Genomic DNA, 15,023 nt, shown 5'->3' on the forward strand with positions numbered 1-15,023 from the left:
TGCGTCGGCGACGACGGTGGCGATGAACACGAACAGGTCGGTCAGAACGTCTGTCATCGGGCGTTGAGGAGGTAGGCGACGGCGAGCGCCATGGCCAGGCCGCCGAGCAGCAGGCGCAGGATGGTGTCCGGGAGCCGGCGCTGCAGGCGGGCGCCGAGGTAGCCACCGACCGCGCCGCCAGCGCCGCAGGCGAGCCCCAGCGCCCAGTGCGGCGCGATGTTCCCCGTAGTGGTCAGTGCGAGGACCGCGTAGGTCGCGGCGCCGACGACCGAGGTCACAAACGTCGACGCCAGGGTCGCGGGCGCGACCTGCGCCGCGGGTAGCCCGCGGGCGACGAGCAGGGGGCTGAGGATCGAGCCCCCGCCGATGCCGTAGACACCGCCAACGAAGCCGACCAGCAACGCGGTCACGTTCAGCGTCCGCGGCCTCGGCGGCGTCGCGGGGCGGGCGGACCGCCCGTGGCTCAGGGTGCGTACACACAGCCAGGCGCCCAGCGGGAGGAGGAGCACGGCGAGCAGCAGCCGGAACAGGTGCGCGCCGGGCACGAGGTGCACCCGCACCACCGCGCCGAGGATCACACCGGGCAGGGTGCCGACGACGAGGCGGCCGGTCAGCGGGCCACCGAGCTGTTTCTGATGGCGGTAGCGCAGCAGCGAGCCGGGCGTGGCCACCACGTTGAACAGCAGGTTCGTCGGCGTGACCGACGGGCTCGGCACGTGGAGCAGGTCGAGCTGTACCGGCAGCAGGAACACCGCGCCCGAGACCCCGACAGGTGCGGTGAACAGCGCGAGGGAGAGCCCGGCCACGAACCCGAGCAGCACCGTCATCATCAGACGGCGACGGTAGCGCCCCCGAATGATCGCCGGGACCGGTCCGCCCGGAGACCCACGCGCCGGAGCGTACGGAGCCCCTCCGCCCGGACCTCTCGAACGTCCACGAAACTCGCCAGGTAGCCACAGCGACGGCGCGATCCACTGTCGCTGACAGCCCCCGTGCCTGGACGCACTCGGGGTGTGGTCGGCGGGGTCAGCGTGGGCGTAGGCCCAGTGGCTGGGTGGAGGGCCGCGGTGTGGGTGAGGTGGCCGGTCGCGACGAGCCGGTCGAGGACGTGGTGTTGGCGGGCGCGCGCGAGCGGCAGGTGGGTGAACGGGTCGTAGGCGGAGGGCGCTTGTACGAGGCCGGCGAGCAGGGCGGCCTGGGCCCAGTCGAGCTGGTCGGGGCGCAGGCGGAAGTAGCCGTGGGCGGCGGCGGTCAGCCCGTAGTAGCCGTGGCCGAAGTAGACGGTCGCCAGGTACATCTCCAGCAGCTGGGTCTTGCTGTAGTGGGCGTCGAGTTTCACCGCGAGGATCACGTCGTCGAGTGTGGCGGTCAGGGTGTGACGGTCGCCGGTGTAGAGGATCTTGGCGAGTTCCTGGTCGAGGGTCGCGCCGCCGGAGTCGCGGCCGGAGATCAGCGGGCCGGCCAGCCCGCGGGCCACGCCGGCCAGGTCGATGCCGTGGTGGGTGTAGAACCGGCTGTCCTCGGTGGCGATCAGCGCGGCTGTGACCTTCTGCGGTGGTGCGGCGTGCGGGTCGGTCGCGCCGAAGGCGGCGGCGCGCGCGTGGATGCGGGTCTCGGCGTCACCGACCCCGGGGGTGGCCAGCAGCAGGCTCACCGCGGCGACCACGAGCAGCGCGCTGATCCCGGCGGCGCTGGCCGCCGCCCTGCGCAGCCAGCGCCGCCCGCGGTCGTGGTACCGGGGTGACGCCGGCCTGCGGCTGGCCGGATCCGCGCCGGTCAGACGACGAGTGCGGGGATCGTCGACGAACGGCGAGTACCCGCCGCGGCCTGACCGCGGCTCGGAGCAGGGCGGTGACTGGTCCGGCGACGAGGCTGGCGATCTGGCTGGGTCGGTGGGGGGCGGTGGGCGCAGCCGGCGGGTGGGTTCGGGCCAGTGGACGTCGCGGGCCCAGCCGAGCCGCTCGAAGGCACGGATGAGCGCGGCGGACGAGTCGAGCTGGCCGGGTCTGACGCCGTGACGGGCCCAGGTGGGATTGGCGTGGTGGGCGTTGTGCCAGGACTCGCCCATCGACAGCACCGCCAGCGCGGCGACGTTGCGCGACTGGTCCCGGGTGGCGAACGGCCGGCTGCCCAGCACATGGCAGATCGAGTTCACCGAGAACGTGACGTGGTGCAGCACGAAGATGCGCACCAGGCCGGCCTACAGCAGCGCGGTCCCCGCGGCGTGGACAGACCCGCCGGAGGCCAGGAAGCCGCAGGCCGCCGGCGCCGCCAGGCTCGCAAGGGTGAGCAGGGGAAACAGCCGGTCGACGCGGGCGATGTCGGGGTCGGCGAGCAGGTCCGGGGCGTAGCGGCGGGTGTGGGTCTTGCGCCGGTCGAACAGCCAGCCCAGGTGTGACCAGCACAGTCCCTTCGCGACGGCGGTGACGCCAGTGCCGTAGCGCCAGGGTGAGTGGGGGTCACCGTCGCGGTCGGAGTGGGCGTGGTGTTTGCGGTGGTCGGCGACCCAGGAGATCACCGACCCCTGTAGGGACATCGACCCGGCCACCGCGAGGGCGATCCGCAGTGGTCGCGTGGCGGTGAATGCGCGGTGGGTCAGCAGGCGGTGGAAACCGATGGTCACGCCGTGCCCGGTCACCGCGTAGAACACCACCGCCAGCACGACGTCCAGCATGCTGATCTGCCCGCCGGTGGCGGCGTACCAGACACCGGCGACCACGGCGGCGAACGGGCCGACGATGAACCCGGCCAGCGCGACCTGCCCCCACCACGGCCGGACGTCCGGACCCGCCGGCCCATCCGCTGCGGCCACGTCGACGGGGGCAGCGGTCACGAGGGCCTCCCAAACGCGGCGGCGGCGGTGTCCCAGCACCGCCCGCCGGCTCGTCTCCTAGACGGTATCGGAGCAGACACCGGGCCAGACTACTAGACCGTTTAGAATCTGCCAGGTGGGCTCACGGAATGTCCGGGTAACGGCGCGGGGCGCGTGGATGGCCGTGGGGCGCGATCGCGGTGCGACCGCGACCGCGACCGCGGGCGTGGGCGTGGGCGGACGCGGCCGTGCGGCCGTGAAGGGGGACACAGAGGTACTTGCCGCGCTGCGGGCCGGACCCGGACCCTGCCCGGTCGACGAGGTCGCCGACGCGGAGGCGGACGGGCTGCCCGCCGGCGCGACGCGGCTGACCCCGACCGCCGGCGCGGCGGCGCTGACTCGGCGACGTGGCAGCGGGGTCGTTGTCCGGTTCGCATCCACGCGGGCGTCGGCTGCCCGCGTGGATGCACGTCCGGGTGAGGTATGCACGGTCACGGCGGGCCGGGGATGTGCGCTCGGTGCCGCGGGCGCCGCGTCGGCCAGGCTGGCGGAGTGAGCGGGTGGGCGGTGCCGGCGGCGGTGGCCAGCGCGCTGTGCTACGCGGTCGCGGCGGCGCTGCAGCAGCGCGAAGCCGCACGGGCCGCCGGGGGCGGGCTTCGGCTGCTGGCCGGGCTGGCCCGCCGCCCGCTCTGGCTGGCCGGAATCGGCGCTACCGCCGCCGGGGCGACGTTGCATGTCCTCGCTCTGCGGCTAGGGCCGCTCGCGCTGGTTCAGCCGATCGGGGCGGCCGGTCTGCTGTTCGCGCTGCCGCTCGGTGCGCTGCTCCACCGTCGCCCGGTGCGGCGTGGTGAGCTGGCCGCGGCCGGGCTGGTCGCCGCTGGCGTGGTCGGGCTGCTGGCGTCGGTGCAGGTCGCCCGCGGCACCCCGACGCTCAGTGAGCCGTCCACCGCGCTGCTGGCCACCGTGATCGCCGTGGCCGCCGTCGGTAGCACCACGCTGGCCCGCCGGCTGCGCGGCCCGTGGCGCGCGCTGATCTCGCCAGCGGCGGCGGGGCCGCGTTCGGTGTCACATCGGCGCTGGTGCGGGTGGTAGCGACCCGCCTGTGCGCGGCCGGGGCCGAGCGGGCCCTGACGGGCTGGGCCGCGGTGGTGCTGGTCGCGGCGGCGCTGACCGGGCTTGCGCTGTCCCAGCAGGCCTACCGCGCCGGAAGTCTCGGCGCCGCCCTGCCCGCGCTGACCATCGTGGACCCCGTGGTCGCGATCGGGGTCGGTGAACTGCTTCTCGGCGAACCGGTGAGTGTCAGCGGCACCGGCGGTATCGCCGCGGCGGCCTGCGGGCTGGTTGTCGTCGCCGGCACCGTCCGCCTGGCCAGCCTCCAGGCGCCGCCTGTGTGATCCGGTGCGGGCTGCCGCCCTGGGCTGGCAGACGAGTGCCGGCGCCAAGTGCCCGCACTCGTCGTGTCGCCGACTCCCGCCCTGCGACGTGTGCAGGCGGGTCTGCGCCTGCTGGCTGGTCACATTGTCGGGCGAGCCGAGGATCACCAGTACGGCGAAGGCCGCGAGAGCGCCATCGGCCCCCCTGACCGCGCGCCGGGCGGGTGGTCACCGGGACGGTCGCCGCCGTGACCGGCGTCACCGGCCGCGCAGGTACACTCACCCAGGCTCCTACACGGTATGGGAGTTTCGCGACCCGCTGGGACCTGGGGAGGAGCGGTGATGACGCTGCCCGCGGTGATCGCCCCGGCGAGTGGGTGCAGGGCGTGCATGCGGGCGCGCCGGACCGGCGGGCCTCGGCGGGGGGACGACGATGCGTGGCGATGACCCGGCGAACCGGCGAGGGTCGGGGGCCAGCGACAGTCTTCCCGGCGCGCGGGGGGTGGCCCCCGCCGCCGGGCGGGGGCTGGCGGCGAGCGGCGCCCCGCCTGGGCTGCCGTGCTGGGGTCGGCCGTGGGTGCCGGCGGTGGCTGCGCTGCTGACGTTGCTCGTGGGTCTGCTCGACATCGGGTCGGCGTTGACGCCGGAGTGGCGGGTGCGGCTGGCGGAGCTGCGGGGGGTGCTGCCCGGGTCGGTCTCGCGGCAGGCGGCGGCGTTCACCGTGGTCGTCGGCGTGCTGCTGGTGCTGATCTCGCGGGGTCTGCGGCGGCGTAAGCGGCGGGCCTTGCGGGCGGTGGTCGTGCTGCTGGCGGCGAGCGTGGTGTTGCAGGTGGCGAAGGGCCTCGACTACGAGGAGGCGATGGCCTCGGCGGCGTTGCTGGTCGCGCTCGTCGTCACCCGGCGGGAGTTCTCCGCGAAGGGCGATCCTGCGACGCGCTGGCGGGCCTTGGGGGTGGGCGCCGTGCTGGTGGGCGCGTCGGTGATGGTCGGGATGGTGTTGCTGTGGCTGCGGGCGTCGAGGATCGTGGGGCCGCATCCACTGTCCGCGCAGCTGGAGCACGTCCTGTACGGGCTGGTCGGCATCACCGGACCGCTGCGCTTCGTCTCGGACCGGTTCGCCGACCTCGTCACCCGGATCCTGCTGACGCTGGGGCTGGTCACGATCGCGGCGACGGCCTACCTGGCATTGCGACCCCCACAGCCGCGACCGTCGTTGACCGCGGACGACGAGACCCGGGTGCGGGCGCTGCTGGCCCGCCACGGGGCGGCGGACTCGCTGGGCTACTTCGCGCTGCGCCGGGACAAATCGGTGATCTGGTCGCCGACGGGGAAGGCGTGCGTGGCCTACCGGGTGGTCTCCGGGGTGATGCTCGCCAGCGGTGACCCGCTCGGGGACAGCGAGGCGTGGCCCGGGGCGATCAGCCAGTTCCTGGCGGAGGCGGCCGACCACGCCTGGACCCCGGCGGTGATCGGCTGCTCCGAAGCCGGCGGCACCGCCTACTCGCGGGCCGGGCTCTCGGCGTTGGAGTTCGGGGACGAGGCAGTCGTCGACGCCGCGGACTTCACGCTGCAGGGCCGGGCGATGCGCAACGTCCGCCAGGCGGTCGGTCGGGTCGAGCGGGCCGGCTACACCCACCGGGCCTGTCGGATGCGGGACGTGGACGCCGCCGAACGGGCCCGGTTGAAGGCGCAGGCCGCCGCGTGGCGGGGGACCGAGACCGAGCGTGGCTTCTCCATGGCGCTCGGCCGGCTCGGCGACCTCGGTGACGGCGACTGCGTGGCACTGATGGCGTTCTCCGACGGCGGCGCGTGCGGGCCGGTGCTACGCGGGCTGCTGCACTTCGTGCCGTGGGGGCCGGACGGGCTGTCGCTGGACGCGATGCTGCGCGACACCTCCGCGGACAACGGGCTGAACGAGTTCCTCATCGTCTCGGCGCTGCGGTCCGCCGGCGAGCTGGGGATCAGGCGGGTGTCGTTGAACTTCGCGTTCCTTCGCTCCGCGCTGGAACGCGGCGAGCGGCTCGGCGCCGGCCCGGTCAGCCGCGCCTGGCGCGGCCTGTTGCTGTTCCTGTCGCGCTGGTTCCAGATCGATAGCCTCTACCGCTTCAACGCCAAGTTCCAGCCCCGCTGGCAACCGCGGTACGTCGCCTACCCGTCCACCCGCGACCTGCCACGCATCGCCCTGGCCATGCTGGAGGCCGAGGCGTTCCTGGTGCGGCCCAGGCCCGCCTTCGTCGCCCGCCGACGGCGGGCCTGGCCGTACCCAGGCCGCGGCGGGGAGGTCGACCGTCCGGAATCTCTCCCCGGCCCGTGAGACCGCGCTGGCGTCCCTACCGGCGCCGGGACAGCAGCTGTGCCAGTAGCGGGCAGGCGCCGCCGATCGCCGCTGCCAGGGCGAAGACGAGGTAGCGCAGGTCGACTTCGAGCTTGGCCGGGGTCCATTCCCGGATCGCGAAGATCAGCGGGACGGCGAGCACGACCGCGACGACGGCGCCGAGGAACATCCGCTCGGCCACGCTCTCGCGGCTGCCGATGAGTGGGCGCGGTCGTGGCCGTCCAGGCATCTGCGGATCCCCCTGGTGATAGCGCGGTCAGGCGTCGGCGGGGCGGCGGGCGTCGCGGGCCGGGGTCAGACAGCCGCTCAGTTCAGCGTAGGCGACGGCGCGCCGCGGGCCGCTAACCGCGCCGGCGGCGGCGCGGTGGGCGTCGACAACACGCCGACCTCGTTGCCCGGCGCCACAGGGTAGGCCCGCCCTCGACGAGGTGGACGCCCAGCGCCCGGGTGGCGGCGATCGCGGCCAGCTCACACCTGATGAACCCGCCACCGATGATGACGACCCGGCCGCGGGTGGTGGCCAGGGCAAGGTCGACACCGCGGGCGTCCGCCAGGGTCCGCGGCGCGTCAGGACCCGGCCGCGGCCGACCGCGACGCCGGGAGCGGCGGTCCCGTCACCGTCCCGACGCACCGCCCAGCGGACACGCGGGACCGCCGCGCTCCCCGGCCGGACGCGGCCTCGGGCCGCCGCGGCGGCAACACCTCAACACGCTACTAGACTGTTTAGAGATCGGCGGGCGGGTGGCTTAGCGGGGTGTGCGCGAGAAGAGAGGGGCCGATGGCCAGGCGGCGAGAGGGCCCAAGCGTGAGTTCGACGTGGGCCCGCGACGGCAAGCGCGCCAACGGGGCGTTGGAGACCGAGGTGCTCTCGGCGTTGTGGGCCGCGTCCGGGCCGCTGCCGGTCGCGGCCGTCGTCGACGCACTCAACGACGGACTGCCCGCCGGCGCGCCGCGGCTGGCCCACACCACCGTGCTGACCACCCTGTCGCGGCTGTTGGACAAGGGGCTGGTCACCCGGCAGAAAGCCGGCCGCGGCCATCAGTACGCCCCGGCCCGCGGACCGGCGGATCTGGCCGCCGAGCAGATGCGCGGCGCCCTCGCCGCCGGCGCCGACCGGGCCGCCGTGCTCGCCCGGTTCGTCGCCGGTCTCGACCCGGCCGACGAACTGGTACTGCGCCGCCTCGTGGCCGGCGACGGACAGGGCTAGGCCTGTGTGCGGATCAGCGTCCACCTCTCGCTGGCCGTATCGCTGACGCTCGCGGCGGCCTCCCCAACCCTGGCACGGCCACTGTCCCGCGCCGCGGCGACCCGAACGATGACGGTGTCGGCCGTACGCGCCGCCGTGGCCCCACCCGGGGCTGGCGCCGCTGGCCAGCAGCGCGGACCCATACCGCCGCCGGCCTGGAGATCTCCCCGCAAACCTGAGTCGCACTCGACCCCGCCCCTGGCGCGACAAGCGGACTCGCCGCGTCCTGCTCACGGGTTGCCGTCGCCCGCATCGTCGCCGCAGCGCGGACCCGCCGACCGTCAGCCGCGTTCGCCGTACCGAGCCGAGTCGGGCGGATTGCCGCCTCCATCGGCTTGCTCGCGGCGTCGGACGACGCCGGCCGCCGGGTCCTGCTCGCCCACGAACGCGCCCACCTGACCCATCACCACCGCCGCCACCAGACGCCGGCCACACTCGCCGCCGCCTACCCACTGCTGACCCCGACCCGTGACGCGGTCGCGCTCATCAGCGAATGGTGGGCCGAGGAAGACGCCTGCCCCGTCCTCCGGGATCCGCCCGCACGCCCACGGCTCGATGTCCCTGCAAGGTGCGGTGATCTGCCGGATCGCTGACCACCGCAAACACCACGCCTACGCCGACCGCACGGTGACCCGCACTCGCCGTCCACGCCGAGGGTGGCCGTGTCCACCGCCTCAGCGAGGACGTGGCCGCATCCCGCGACCTTGGACCGCGGCGACGCGACCGGGGCGGGCGGCGGTGTCCAGCGCGAGAGCGAGGGTGAGCACGACGATGGCGGCGACGGCGCCGCCGCCGAGGGTGTCGGTGGCGTAGTGGTAGCGCAGCGCTATCAAGCCGATGGGTACGGTGCTGGCCAGCACGGCGGCGAGCGTCCCGAGGAGGATCCGCGGCGCTCGGGGCAGTCCGGTGAACGTTCCCGCCGGCAGGAGCAACAGGGCGATGACGGTGGCGACAGCGACGGCTCCGGTGGTGTGCCCGCTGGGGAAGGCGAGGCCGGGCCCGGACCGGCGGTCGATCAGGGGTTTGAGCGCGTATTCGGTCACCGCTGCGGCGAGCGCCGGGCCGGCCATCGCCAGCAGCGCGGCCCGCCGGCGGCGAAGAACGAGGCAGAGCACACCCAGCAGAGCGGAGAGGACGCCGACGGCGGGAGGGCCGCCGAGCTGGGTCAGAACGCTCAGGACCGGATGCAGCGGGTAGAGCCGGTAGGCGAGGGCGTCATCGACGCGCTGGTCGACGGGCAGTGGGCCGCGGCGGTCGGTCACGTGGGTGGCCAGCGTCGCGAGGCTGATAAGGATGGGCAGGATGACCAGCCACCCGAATGGTCGCAGCGCCGGTGACAGCAGAGCCTGCGGGTCCGCGGTGTGGTGCCCGCCGAGGCGCGCCGCCCGATCGTGGACGGCGAAACCGGCCACCAGCAGAAGGTCGATGCCGATCGCGGCGGCGAACGCGAGCGCGGTAGCCCCGGCGGCATGGAAGTCCGGGGTGTCGAGGTCGCTGCGCGCGAGCCGCAGCCGCGGCGCGAGGTAGCCGACGGCCAGGAAGATACACAGTCCGACGAGCGCCACGATCGTCATCCGGTCGGGATGGTTCTCGGGGTAGCGGCGGACGGCAGCCCAACGGCGTCGCGGGCCGCGGCCGGGGTGGCGCTCCTCACGCTGCACCGCCATCTTCGTCACACTCCCTGGTCAGGGTGCGCGGCGCCTGGGGCACCGACACCGGCGGGGGGTGGACGCGTGCGGGTCATAGCGTGCGCTGACCGCCGGGTTGCACGGCTGCCGTGCCGTCTCACGCGCGCGGCGACGGAGTATGCGCGCCGGTGAGGTCGGGCCGTGGTGTGGCTCACGGGTGTAGCTGTGCGATGACGCGGTGCCAGCCGATGGTGGCGTCGGAGAGGACGGCGGCGGTCAGCGCGGCGGTGAGCAGGGTCGGTGCGGCGCGGTGCCAGCGGTTGCGGGTGGGTGGGGCCTGGAGGGCGTGGACGCGGGCGACGACGCCGTGGTGGAGGTAGCCCAGCGTCGCCGGGGCCGGGGCCGGGGCCGTGTCGGTGGCGGCGAGCGCGGCCCGAGCGAGGCTGCGGGCGGCGGTCTGGCGGTCTCCGATCTCGGTGGCGGCCTGCTCGTCGGCCCACCGTTCGGTCTGGAAGACGATCGCGGCGCGGGTGGCGCGTAGCAGGGGGTTCACGGTGGCGGCGAGGTCGGCGGCGGCCCGGTAGCGGTGGTGGTAGCTGTGCAGGTGGGCGCGTTCGTGGGCGAGCAGGACGCGCTGTTCGGCGGGGTCGAGGGCCCGCAGCATGCTGTCGGAGACGATCACCCGGCCGGGGTGAGTGCGGTAGCCGGGGAGCGCGTGGGCGTAGGGGGTGTGGTCGGCGACCACGACAAGGTCACCGGCGGCGGGAGTGTCGTGCAGGCCGGTGAAGGCGCGGCGGGCCCGGCGACGGGCGGCGGTGGCGCGCAGGGCCCGGATCGTGAGGACGGCGAGCGCGGACGCGGCGAGCAGGCCGACGGTGCGTGGCACCGGGTCGGCGGCGGGGGGCACGCCGGTGTGGGCGGTGATCTCGTCGATGCGGGCGAGGCCGGCCGTGGCGAGCAGGCCCAGCGCCCAGCCGGTCGCGGCGGCGGCGCCGACGGCCAGGGCGGTGAGGGTGCGGGTGGCGGCCCGGGGGTGCAGGTGGCGACCGAGGCGCGGCGCGGTCACGGCGATCGCGGCGACGAGGGCGAACAGCAGGTAGACGCTGACGTACATGGGGCTCCGTCCGGCGGGGCGAGCGGGGGTGTGCCCGCGTTAGGCGTGGCGGCCGTCGAGGACGGCGCGTAGCGCCGCTTCCGCGTCGGGGTTGAGGCCGGCGACGAAGTGGAGCATGACCGCGGCCGGGTCGACACCGCTGGCGAGCGCGGCGTTCATCCGTTCGGCGGCGAGCTCGGCGGGGCCTCGCCGGGGGGTGTAGCGGTGGGCCCGGCCTACCGGTTCGCGGTCGCACAGTCCCTTGTCGTGGAGCCGGGCGAGCACGGTCAGCACCGTCTTGTACGCCAGATCGGCCGGCAGCTGGGTGTGGACCTGCGCGGCGGTCAGCCCGGTCCCGGACGCCCACAGCAACGCGAGCACCTCGCCTTCCAACGCCCCGGCCGGACGCCGTCCTACCGGCGCTCGCTGCGCGGCGCCCTCGCGTCCTGCTCCTGGGTCCATGGCCCTCATCCTCGTCGCGTCCGGGACGGCTCGACACGCCGGCGGCCACACCCCGTTGTCGCACACGCTGTAGGACATTGGCTAGTCTTACCACCTGTAGGAAGCGGCGGCCACCGCCGCCGTCCCCCTCGCCCCCCTTTTGGAGTGTGTCAGCCGATGCGCCGATGGTTGTGTGCCGCCGTCCTGCCCGCGGGGGTGCTGTGCGCGCTGCTGCTGGCCGCCAGCCCAGCCTCCGCCGGCACCGGTCCGACCGGCCTGCCTGGTGGTCCGGCCCGGGTGCTGGCCGGCGAGGGCGCCGTCACGCCGTACGACGCGGGCGTGCGCCATATCGCGACGCTGGCCGGCTACCTCTCTTACGGGCTGATGGCGTTGACGGTGTGTTTCGGCATCCTGACGACGACCGGGTGGGCGCGGCGCGGGGTCCGCCGCGCCACCCTCTACGGCGGGCACATGACGCTGGCGCTGGTGACGTTGACGTTCGGCTGCATCCACGCGGTCGCGTACGTGTTCCAGACCGGTGAGCGCTTCTCCTACCTCAACGCGGTGGTGCCGCTGGCCGGGGGCGGGGAGCCGGAGGTCGCCCTCGGCATCGTCGGTCTGGAGCTGGGCCTGGCGGTCGCCGCGTCGATCTGGCTACAGCGCCGGCTGGGCTACCGCCGCTGGCATGTGCTGCACTACCTGGCCTACGTCGCGTTCGCCCTGTCGCTGGCACATGTCATCGCGACCTCCCGCGAGGTCCAGGCCCTGGGCATGCTCGGCCTCGCTGTGTTCGCGCTGGCGGCGGCGTGCGCGCTGATGGCGCTGCTACGGGTGCTGCCCGCGACGACCGCGGTGGCCACCCGCATCACCCCCCAGGAGCTGTGACCCATGGACGAGCACACCCGCCGCCCGGTCGCCGCGACGCTACCGCGGCTGGCCGCCAGCCAGCCCCCGGCGCCGCCGCGGCGCACCGCGCTCAGTGTGGACGCCAACCACTGCGCCCTGTACGGGCTCTGCGAGCAGGAGGCCCCCGACGTGTTCACCCTCGGCGTCGACGGCCGGCTGCGCTACCCGCCGGCCGTGGACGCCGAGCGGGTGGCGGCGGCCCGCCAGGCCGCCCGGCTGTGCCCGATGCGGGCCATCAGCCTGCGAGACCAGCCATGAGGCCCGCCCGCTCTGGCCCGGCGAACCGGGTAGTGGTCGTCGGTGGTGGGCTGGCCGGCCTGTCGGGGGCGGAACGGCTGCGCGAACGCGGTTTCGCTGGACAGATCGTCGTCATCGGCGACGAGCCGCATCGGCCCTACAACCGGACGCCGCTGTCCAAGCAGCTGCTCACTGGCCACCTGCCCTCCGCCGACCTGCGGCTACACGCCCACACCGACCCAGCCGCCTCCTGGCGGCTCGGCACCCCCGCAGCCGGCCTCGACCTGGACGGCCGCCAGGTGATCCTCACCGACGGGACCACCGTCGCCTTCGACGGACTGATCATCGCCACCGGTGTGACCGCCCGCCGCCTCCCCGACCAGCCGACCACCGGCCCCGTGCACACCCTGCGGACCCTCGCCGACGCTGCCGCGCTCGACGAGACCCTCACCGCCGCCCGGCACGTGGCCGTCCTCGGCGGCGGGTTCCTCGGCTGCGAACTGGCCGTCACCGCCCGCCACCGCGCCCTGTCCGTCTCCCTCATCGAACCCACCGCGGCCCTGATGACCCGCCCGCTGGGTACCCAGATCGGCGCCCTGGCCGCCGCCGCCCACCAGCGCGCCGGCGTCCGCCTCCACCTCGACAGCCAGGTCACCCGCTGGACCCCCACCGCCGACGGCTACCGGCTCACCCTCACCGGCGGCACCCACGTCGACGCCGACGCCGTCCTCGTCGCGGTCGGCACCCTCCCCGCCGTCGGCTGGCTGGAACACTCCGGCGTCGCCCTCGGCGACGGGATCCTCTGCGACGCCACCACCCACGTCCTGGCCGACGACGGCCGGCCCGTCGCCGGGATCGTCGCCGCCGGCGACGTCGCCGCCTGGCCCAACCACCGCTTCGACACCATCCCCCGCCGGGTCGAACACTGGATCAACGCCGTCGAGATGGGCCAGGCCGCCGCCGACGCCCTGCTCGCCGGCCCCCACCACGCCGCCCCGTTCACCCCGATACCCCGGTTCTGGTCCCACCAGCACGACATCCGCATCCAGGCCGCCGGCATGCCCGCCCTGGCCACCGACACCACCCTGCTCGCCGGCTCCTACACCGACGGACGATTCCTCGCCGGCTACACCCACCCCGCCGCCGACGGCACCCCGATCCTGCTCGGCGCCGTCGCGTTCAACGCCCCCCGCGCCCTCACCCGCTGGACACCGCGCATCGGCCAGCCGCTACCCCACCCGGCCGGACGCCACCGCCACCGCGCCCCCCGACCATCCCAAACCCTGCTCCCACGGCCCCGCGTCGAACCCGGGAACTCCCCAGCCAGACGATCGACGCGGCCCCGATGAGTCGTGCCGTCCCGCTGATCTGTTCCGTGCCGGGCCGGCTGGCGGCCCCCCACCTACCCGCCTCGCCACACCCCGACGGCCGCCGACCGGCCGGGTCCGTGGGCCCCTCACACTTGTTCGACCGGGTGCGCAGGCCCGGAGTCGACGCGCCCACAGACCGCCGGCGCGTCGTCAGACGCCGGTCAGCCGCGCCGCCACGCCAGCACGGCGACCGCAAGCACCACGCCGATCATGCCGGAGACCAGCAGCGGCACCCGGCCGCTGCCACCCCAGGCGAGGCCCGCCCACACCCCGGCGAGCAGCACCCCAGCCCCAGTCAGCCCCTGAAACGTCCCCTGCGCCCGCCCCTGCTGCCCCGCGGCCACCAGCCGCGATACCCACGCCTTGCCCACCCCGTCGGTGCAGGCGGTGAACCCCCCGTAGACGATCAGCAGCGGCCACACCCACCCCGACGACGCGGCCAGCCCCAGCCCGAGATAGCCGACCGCGAAACAGCCCAACCCCATGCCGTAGATCCGCCGGGGGCCCAGCCGGTCGGCCAAAGCCCCCGCCGGGTAGGACAACGCCGCGTAGGCGCCGTTGTAGACGACATAGGCAACGATCACCCAGGCCACCGACAGACCCAGCGCCTTGACCCGCAACAGCAGCAACGCGTCCGGAAAGTTCACCACGCTGAACGCGGTCAGCGCCCCCACGACCCGCCAATAGGAGCCGGGCAGCGCCGCAACCACCACCCCCTCAGTCGACCCAGCCACAGCCCCGGACACGGCCCGCCCACCAAGCGCCGCCGGCCCCGGTCTCGATCGTTCCCGCACCGCGGCGACGAGAACTACCGACGCCACCGCCGGAATGACCGCGATCACCAGCAGCGGACGCAGCCGATGGTGCAGCAGCTCGTAGCCGGCCAATCCCAGCAGCGGACCTACCACCGCCCCGGCGGTGTCCATGGACCGGTGGAACCCGAACGCCCGCCCCCGCGCCGCCACCGGCACACCCTCGACCAGCAGCGTGTCGCGCGGCGCACCGCGGACCCCCTTGCCCAGCCGGTCCACACACCGGCCGGCCAGCACCACCGGCCACACCAGCGCCACCGCGATCAGCACCTTCCCCGCCGCGGCCAGCCCGTAGCCGACCGCGACCATCCGGCGGCGTCCTGCCCGGTCCGCCAGCCGCCCGGCCGCCAGCTTCGTCACCGACGCCGCCCCCTCGGCCAGCCCCTCCACCACACCCACCACCGCGACCGGAGCCCCCAACGTGACCGTTAGGAAGATCGGCAGAATTGGGTAGAGCAACTCGCTGGCACTGTCCTGCAGGAAACTCACCGCCGACAGCACCTTCAGGTTCCGGCTCCACCAGCCCGAGCCGCCGCCGGTCACCTCCCGACCAGCCCCATCAGCCACCGCCACCGCCGAAGAAGACACCCCACCAGCCTGCCCCATCCCCGCGACGCGAGGCACCCTATGACCTGCCCGACGCCAGCGCGCAGGCGGTGAGCACTGCCGCGTGTCCCGAGGGGGCAGAGCGTCCTAGGGCCTGTTTCGAAAGTCAGTCAGCGTAGCCATTGGTTGATCGCGGCGATGGTGACCGTTGCCGCGTAGCGGAC

General features: G+C 74.6%; 18 protein-coding genes. 9 read left to right on the forward strand and 9 right to left on the reverse strand.

Annotation, left to right across the window (positions count from 1 at the left end):
- Nucleotides 1-53: 53 nt before the first annotated feature.
- From I6A60_RS33135 to I6A60_RS33140, 3 genes are read right to left on the reverse strand one after another with little or no spacing between them, the layout of a single operon-like run.
- Nucleotides 54-830, reverse strand: a complete 777-nt coding sequence (locus tag I6A60_RS33135) for a sulfite exporter TauE/SafE family protein (RefSeq protein WP_203019656.1) — start codon at nucleotides 828-830, stop codon at nucleotides 54-56.
- Nucleotides 830-2,191, reverse strand: a complete 1,362-nt coding sequence (locus I6A60_RS42220) for a transglycosylase domain-containing protein (RefSeq protein WP_307873986.1) — start codon at nucleotides 2,189-2,191, stop codon at nucleotides 830-832. Before I6A60_RS42220 ends, I6A60_RS33135 begins: the two co-directional genes overlap by 1 nt.
- A gap of 9 nt (nucleotides 2,192-2,200) precedes the next feature.
- The gene (locus I6A60_RS33140; RefSeq protein WP_307873987.1) at nucleotides 2,201-2,833 is read right to left on the reverse strand and encodes an acyl-CoA desaturase; all 633 of its coding nucleotides are present in this window, start codon (nucleotides 2,831-2,833) and stop codon (nucleotides 2,201-2,203) included.
- 235 nt (nucleotides 2,834-3,068) lie between these two features.
- Here I6A60_RS33140 and I6A60_RS33145 point away from each other — a divergent pair, with 235 nt between their 5' ends.
- The 4 genes from I6A60_RS33145 (at nucleotide 3,069) to I6A60_RS33160 (ending at nucleotide 6,499) form a co-directional block, all read left to right on the forward strand.
- Nucleotides 3,069-3,368 carry a hypothetical protein gene (locus I6A60_RS33145; protein WP_203019658.1) on the forward strand — a complete coding sequence of 100 codons (300 nt, stop codon included), beginning with the start codon at nucleotides 3,069-3,071 and terminating at the stop codon, nucleotides 3,366-3,368.
- Nucleotides 3,365-3,904, forward strand: coding sequence for a hypothetical protein (locus I6A60_RS33150; protein WP_203019660.1), 540 nt, complete (start codon nucleotides 3,365-3,367; stop codon nucleotides 3,902-3,904). The genes I6A60_RS33145 and I6A60_RS33150 overlap by 4 nt, the downstream gene beginning before the upstream one ends.
- Complete coding sequence (locus I6A60_RS33155; protein WP_203019662.1) at nucleotides 3,832-4,206, forward strand: DMT family transporter; 375 nt, start codon at nucleotides 3,832-3,834, stop codon at nucleotides 4,204-4,206. The genes I6A60_RS33150 and I6A60_RS33155 overlap by 73 nt, the downstream gene beginning before the upstream one ends.
- A 556-nt stretch (nucleotides 4,207-4,762) precedes the next feature.
- The gene (locus tag I6A60_RS33160; protein WP_307873988.1) at nucleotides 4,763-6,499 is read left to right on the forward strand and encodes a phosphatidylglycerol lysyltransferase domain-containing protein; all 1,737 of its coding nucleotides are present in this window, start codon (nucleotides 4,763-4,765) and stop codon (nucleotides 6,497-6,499) included.
- Between the two features lie 16 nt (nucleotides 6,500-6,515).
- Here the strand turns inward: I6A60_RS33160 and I6A60_RS33165 are convergent, their stop codons facing one another.
- Together I6A60_RS33165 and I6A60_RS44270 are read right to left on the reverse strand one after the other, a co-directional pair.
- Complete coding sequence (locus I6A60_RS33165; RefSeq protein WP_203019666.1) at nucleotides 6,516-6,749, reverse strand: hypothetical protein; 234 nt, start codon at nucleotides 6,747-6,749, stop codon at nucleotides 6,516-6,518.
- Between the two features lie 112 nt (nucleotides 6,750-6,861).
- Nucleotides 6,862-7,074, reverse strand: a complete 213-nt coding sequence (locus tag I6A60_RS44270; protein WP_203019716.1) for an FAD-dependent oxidoreductase — start codon at nucleotides 7,072-7,074, stop codon at nucleotides 6,862-6,864.
- A gap of 251 nt (nucleotides 7,075-7,325) precedes the next feature.
- Between I6A60_RS44270 and I6A60_RS33175 the strand changes: the two genes are divergently transcribed.
- The gene (locus I6A60_RS33175; protein ID WP_307873989.1) at nucleotides 7,326-7,727 is read left to right on the forward strand and encodes a BlaI/MecI/CopY family transcriptional regulator; all 402 of its coding nucleotides are present in this window, start codon (nucleotides 7,326-7,328) and stop codon (nucleotides 7,725-7,727) included.
- 290 nt (nucleotides 7,728-8,017) lie between these two features.
- Entirely contained in the window at nucleotides 8,018-8,359 is a 342-nt protein-coding gene (locus I6A60_RS33180; protein WP_203019725.1) for a M48 family metalloprotease, read from the forward strand.
- Between the two features lie 81 nt (nucleotides 8,360-8,440).
- Here I6A60_RS33180 and I6A60_RS33185 read toward each other — a convergent pair whose 3' ends face one another.
- From I6A60_RS33185 to I6A60_RS33195, 3 genes are all read right to left on the reverse strand, one after another.
- The gene (locus I6A60_RS33185; RefSeq protein WP_203019680.1) at nucleotides 8,441-9,433 is read right to left on the reverse strand and encodes a phosphatase PAP2 family protein; all 993 of its coding nucleotides are present in this window, start codon (nucleotides 9,431-9,433) and stop codon (nucleotides 8,441-8,443) included.
- Between the two features lie 172 nt (nucleotides 9,434-9,605).
- Entirely contained in the window at nucleotides 9,606-10,508 is a 903-nt protein-coding gene (locus tag I6A60_RS33190; RefSeq protein WP_203019691.1) for a M48 family metalloprotease, read from the reverse strand.
- 39 nt (nucleotides 10,509-10,547) lie between these two features.
- The gene (locus I6A60_RS33195; protein WP_203019696.1) at nucleotides 10,548-10,949 is read right to left on the reverse strand and encodes a BlaI/MecI/CopY family transcriptional regulator; all 402 of its coding nucleotides are present in this window, start codon (nucleotides 10,947-10,949) and stop codon (nucleotides 10,548-10,550) included.
- Between the two features lie 156 nt (nucleotides 10,950-11,105).
- Here I6A60_RS33195 and I6A60_RS33200 point away from each other — a divergent pair, with 156 nt between their 5' ends.
- Genes I6A60_RS33200 through I6A60_RS33210 form a run of 3 tightly spaced genes read left to right on the forward strand, consistent with a single transcriptional unit; the run spans nucleotide 11,106 to nucleotide 13,420 of the window.
- The gene (locus I6A60_RS33200; protein ID WP_203019698.1) at nucleotides 11,106-11,813 is read left to right on the forward strand and encodes a ferric reductase-like transmembrane domain-containing protein; all 708 of its coding nucleotides are present in this window, start codon (nucleotides 11,106-11,108) and stop codon (nucleotides 11,811-11,813) included.
- A gap of 3 nt (nucleotides 11,814-11,816) precedes the next feature.
- Nucleotides 11,817-12,092, forward strand: coding sequence for a ferredoxin (locus I6A60_RS33205; RefSeq protein ID WP_203019700.1), 276 nt, complete (start codon nucleotides 11,817-11,819; stop codon nucleotides 12,090-12,092).
- Nucleotides 12,089-13,420, forward strand: coding sequence for an NAD(P)/FAD-dependent oxidoreductase (locus I6A60_RS33210; RefSeq protein ID WP_203019702.1), 1,332 nt, complete (start codon nucleotides 12,089-12,091; stop codon nucleotides 13,418-13,420). Before I6A60_RS33205 ends, I6A60_RS33210 begins: the two co-directional genes overlap by 4 nt.
- Before the next feature lie 182 nt (nucleotides 13,421-13,602).
- Here I6A60_RS33210 and I6A60_RS33215 read toward each other — a convergent pair whose 3' ends face one another.
- Nucleotides 13,603-14,826, reverse strand: a complete 1,224-nt coding sequence (locus I6A60_RS33215) for an MFS transporter (protein WP_203019704.1) — start codon at nucleotides 14,824-14,826, stop codon at nucleotides 13,603-13,605.
- Between the last annotated feature and the right edge of the window lie 197 nt (nucleotides 14,827-15,023).

Source organism: Frankia sp. AgB1.9 (assembly GCF_016786355.1).
Lineage (GTDB): Bacteria > Actinomycetota > Actinomycetes > Frankiales > Frankiaceae > Pseudofrankia.